This is a genomic window from Pengzhenrongella sp., assembly GCF_036565025.1.
In the GTDB taxonomy this organism is placed as follows: domain Bacteria; phylum Actinomycetota; class Actinomycetes; order Actinomycetales; family Cellulomonadaceae; genus Pengzhenrongella.
Genome location: NZ_DATCNW010000350.1, coordinates 1 through 3478 on the forward strand (window position 1 = coordinate 1; position 3478 = coordinate 3478).

The 3478-nt window shown below is 68.3% G+C and carries 3 protein-coding genes; 2 read left to right on the plus strand and 1 reads right to left on the minus strand.

Annotated features, from left to right (window positions below; genetic code table 11):
* Positions 1-99: 99 nt before the first annotated feature.
* Entirely contained in the window at positions 100-801 is a 702-nt protein-coding gene (locus tag VIM26_RS19980) for a GntR family transcriptional regulator (RefSeq protein ID WP_331954502.1), read from the minus strand.
* A gap of 465 nt (positions 802-1266) precedes the next feature.
* Between VIM26_RS19980 and VIM26_RS19985 the strand changes: the two genes are divergently transcribed.
* Together VIM26_RS19985 and VIM26_RS19990 are read left to right on the plus strand one after the other, a co-directional pair.
* The gene (locus VIM26_RS19985; RefSeq protein WP_331954506.1) at positions 1267-2067 is read left to right on the plus strand and encodes a putative hydro-lyase; all 801 of its coding nucleotides are present in this window, start codon (positions 1267-1269) and stop codon (positions 2065-2067) included.
* A 53-nt stretch (positions 2068-2120) separates the two neighbouring features.
* Positions 2121-3413, plus strand: a complete 1293-nt coding sequence (locus VIM26_RS19990) for an MFS transporter (protein ID WP_331954504.1) — start codon at positions 2121-2123, stop codon at positions 3411-3413.
* The last annotated feature ends 65 nt before the right edge of the window (positions 3414-3478 follow it).

A 3478-nucleotide genomic window follows, 5' to 3' on the forward strand; every position in this document is an offset into this window, starting at 1 on the left:
GGTTTTTTTGTTGTCTGGGGAGGGACTCTCGGGGTGGATCTGGCTGGCAGCTGGCTAGCAGCGGGATGGCGGCGGGCGGATCGCCGTAGGCCGGCAAGGCTAAGGGGTTGCCATGACGGTGACCAGCTCGGCCTCGGCGTCGGTGAGGTAGACCTCGAGGTCGCGCGCGGCCTGCTCGAAGTCGCCGGCCTCGAGCAGGGCGATCAGCGCGCGGTTCCGGCTGACGAACGGCGCGTGGAACGCCCGCGGGTCGGTCATGACATGGAAGACCAGGCGCAGCTCGGCGAGCACCTGGTGCATGAGCTCGTCGACCCGCGGGCTGGCCGAGAGCGCCACCAGGGAGAGATGGAAGTGGATGTTCGCCGTCCCGACGTCGATCCAGCGGCCCTCGGCGACGGCCTGCTCCCCCGCGGCGACGTCCGCGCGCAGCCGGCGCAGCTGGTCGTCGTCGAGCGGTCCGGCGGAGCGCACGACGGCGACCTCGACGAGACGCCGCACCCGGTAGACGTCGACCAGGTCGTCCAGGGTCAGCTTGCGGACGAACACCCCGCGGTTGAGCTCGTGCACGAGCAGGCGCTCCTTGGAGAGCAGCCGGAACGCCTCGCGGAGCGTGTTTCGGGAGACCCCGAGCGCCTGGCCGAGGAGCTCCTCGGAGAGCCGGGTCCCGGGCGGCAGCGACCCCTCGGTGATCCGCTCGCGCAGGATGGCCGCGACCCGCTCGGCCGTACTCGTGCGCGTGAGCTGACCGCGGTCCCGCGCGAGCCCGGCGAACAGTGACGCCTCATCGGTGAGCTGTGCCATCGCCGCCTCCTCGTTGACCTGCGAAAAGTCCAGTCTAGGACCTTCGACCCTCGAAATGTTCACGCAGACTCTTGTGGAATCGTTGAACGATCCGTATGGTTGCCGAAACCGTCCACCGACGGCGCGGCACCGATGGCGCGACCCGCTCGACCGGGACGACCTCCCATGACCGACGTGAAACGACCGCGTAACAATCGCCTGCTTTGCTGGGGCAATTCGAACGAATGACCGCGGGTCGAAAACATTTTCGCCGGGCGGCTCGGCGGGGGCACCGAGACGTCTTACTCATTCGATGGTCTGCTGCCAAATTGGGCAGTCCGCCAGCATGTCAATGCACAGGAGCGAGCGCCCGATGGTCACGACGATTTCTCGACCCGCTACCCGATCAGACCAGGAAAACAATCGATTCACCCGGTTCACGACCGGTCTCACGTTCGCCAGGTGCGCATTCACCACCAGGTGCACATGAGCCCGGCGATCCCCGCCGACGTCGCGTCACTCACCCCGGCCCAGGCCCGGGCCCTCTTCCGCGACGGGCTCGTCATGCCGACGGCCGGGTGGGTCCGGGGGTTCGCCCAGGCGAACCTGCTCATCGTGGACCGGTCGCTCGCGTTCGACGTGCTGCTCTTCGCCCAGCGCAACCCCAAGTCTTGCCCGGTGCTCGGGGTGCTCGACGCCGGGGAGACGAGCGGCCCGCTGCTCGCGGACGGGGACATCCGCACCGACGTCCCCCGATACACCGTGTACGAGGACGGGGTGCTGGTGGCCGAACCCACCGACATCTCCCCGTGGTGGCACCAGGGCCTGGTCACGTTCATCGTCGGCTGCAGCTTCACCTTCGAAGCGGCCCTCCAGGACGCCGGGGTGCCGATCGCGAACCTCGACCAGGGCGTCAACGTACCGATGTACAGGACCACCATCCGCAGCGAGCCCGCCGGTTCCCTGTCCGGCCCGATGGTCGTGTCCATGCGGCCGATCCCGCCGTCGCAGGTCGCCGACGCGGTGCGCATCACGTCCCGCTACCCCGCGGTGCACGGCGCGCCGGTGCACGTCGGAGACCCGGCCCAGCTGGGGATCGCCGACCTGTCCACACCGGACTTCGGTGACCCGGTGACCATCCGCGACGGCGACGTCCCGGTCTTCTGGGCCTGCGGCGTCACCCCGCAGGCCGCCGTGATGGAGTCCCGGCCACGCCTCGCCATCGGGCACGCCCCCGGCCACATGCTCATCACCGACGCACGCGACCGCGACTACCAGGTCCCGTAAGTACCCACGACCAGTCCAGCTGTTCCGGAACTTCGACAACAAGGCGGCACCCCATGGCGACCACGCCTGACGCGACCCCAAGCACGACTCAACCGGCCGAGAAGCTCGGCCCTGACGACACCGGCGCCTTCGCCTGGTGGCGCGCGCTCGACCTCCGCGGCCGGCGGGCCTTCCGGGGCTCCTTCCTCGGCTACGCCCTCGACTCCTACGACTTCTGGGTGCTTCCCCTCGGCCTCGCCGCGATCACCCTGACGTTCGGGCTGAGCAAGCCGGAGGCTGGCATGCTCGCCACGACGACGCTCGTCGCGAGCGCCTTCGGCGGGATCATCGCCGGCGTCGTGTCCGACCGGATCGGCCGGGTGAAGACCCTGATGGCCACGATCGTCATCTACGCGATCTTCACCGCGGCGTGCGGGTTCGCTCAGAACTACGAGACGCTGCTCATCTTCCGCGCCCTGCAAGGCATCGGTTTCGGCGGTGAGTGGGCGGCCGGCGCAGTCCTGATGTCGGAGTACGCCTCGGCGAAGCACCGCGGCCGCACGGTCGCCCTGATCCAGAGCTCGTGGGCGATCGGCTGGGCCCTCGCGGTCGTCGCTTACACGTTCATCTTCTCAGTGGTCGACGAATCCCTCGCGTGGCGCGTGCTGTTCATCACCGGCGCGCTGCCCGCGCTCCTGGTGATCTACCTGCGCCGCAACCTCCAGGACGCCCCGGCCTTCGAGGACAACAAGCATGAGATCGACAAGGGCGGGCTCGCGAGCATCTGGAAGCCGGACCTGCTGCGCACGACGTTGCTCGCGACGATGCTCTCTACCGGAGCCCAGGGCGGCTACTACACGCTCGCGACGTGGGTCCCGACCTATCTGCGGACCGAGCGTGGCCTCAGCGTGGTCGGCACCGGCGGGTACCTGGCATTCCTGGTTGCCGGCGCGTTCGCCGGCTACCTCACCGGTGGCTATTTCACCGACAAGATCGGTCGCAAGGCCACCTTCCGCATCTTCGCAGTCCTCAGCGCCGGATTGATCATTCTCTACACCCAGCTGCCGGCCGCGGCGAACGACTACGTGCTGTTCCTCGGATTCCCGCTCGGGTTCTGCTCGTCGGCCATCTTCAGCGGCTTCGGGGCGTACCTTTCCGAGCTTTTCCCGCTGCGCGTGCGCGGTACCGCCCAGGGCTTCACCTACAACGCGGGCCGCGGCCTCGGCGCGTTCTTCCCGATGATGATCGGTTTCCTCGCGACGTCGTACGGCGTGGGTGGAGCAATGGCATTCGGCGCGCTCGCCTATGGGCTGGTCTTCGTCGCCCTGTTCGGCTTGCCCGAGACGGTCGGCAAGCACCTGACCTGACCCACTGAGCACCCACCAGGGGCTGACTGAACCCCGTAACGTCCGAGCGTTGACGTCCTATAGGA

Coding starts and splice junctions, on each gene's coding strand:
- VIM26_RS19980 (WP_331954502.1), bottom strand. CDS start 801: ATGGCACAGCTCACCGATGAGGCGTCACTGTTCGCCGGGCTCGCGCGG.
- VIM26_RS19990 (WP_331954504.1), top strand. CDS start 2,121: ATGGCGACCACGCCTGACGCGACCCCAAGCACGACTCAACCGGCCGAG.
- VIM26_RS19985 (WP_331954506.1), top strand. CDS start 1,267: ATGAGCCCGGCGATCCCCGCCGACGTCGCGTCACTCACCCCGGCCCAG.